The sequence below is a fragment of the Oleiphilus sp. HI0079 genome (genome assembly GCF_001635105.1).
In genome coordinates, this window is sequence record NZ_LWFT01000160.1 from 1 (window position 1) to 768 (window position 768).

General features: G+C 46.2%; 2 protein-coding genes. Both read right to left on the reverse strand.

Translation table 11 applies throughout. The features are described 5' to 3' along the window. On the reverse strand, window positions 1-456 hold a 456-nt coding region (locus A3750_RS02420; protein ID WP_068547997.1), incomplete at its 3' end, for a DsbE family thiol:disulfide interchange protein. A gap of 7 nt (window positions 457-463) precedes the next feature. Further along, on the reverse strand, window positions 464-768 hold a 305-nt coding region (locus tag A3750_RS02425), incomplete at its 5' end, for a cytochrome c-type biogenesis CcmF C-terminal domain-containing protein (protein ID WP_304440162.1).

Below are 768 nucleotides of genomic sequence, written 5' to 3' on the forward strand. Positions count from 1 at the left end.
ATACCGAACGATCCCGTCTTTATCCACAAGATATGTTTCTGGCGCTCCATAGACGCCAAGATCGAAACCAAACGAACCCTTTGGATCATATATATTCAAAGAATAAGGGTCGCCAAGCTCTACCAGCCATTGATTGGCCTTAGACCGATCGTCTTTATAATTCAAACCAATGATGGGTACGCCTTTATTAGCAAGCCTGATTAAATATGGGTGCTCGGTTCGACAGGAAGGGCACCATGTCGCCCAAACGTTCAAAAGAGAAGGCCGACCTTTTAGCGCGTCTTGATTCACTTTAAGCCCCTGATCCTCAAGGACGGACAACTCAAACTCGGGAATGGGGTCGTTTAACCTTGCAGTTTCGAGTTTGTTTGGATCTTTTCCCAAAGCAGTGTAAAGAATGAGTCCCAAGCCAACCGCTAAAACGAGAGGGGTGATATATACTAATCTTGAATTCATACGACTCTTATTTTGCAACCTCTAGGTTGCCAGTAATGTCTGCGGATTTAGACTTGGTTATGTGATAACGGTAACGTTTGTCGGATACGGCAATGCATCCAGCAATAAACATGAAGATAGCGCCTAGCCAAATCCATCGCACTAAAGGCTTATACTGGACTCGCACAGCCCATGCGCCTTCACCCAGTTCTTCGCCGATAGCCACATAGATATCGCGCCAGAACCCTGGATCAATCCCTGCCTCGGTCATTGGGCTGGATTGAGAAAAATAGACGCGTTTTTCCGGGCTCAACACGCTCACCAAACTATTAT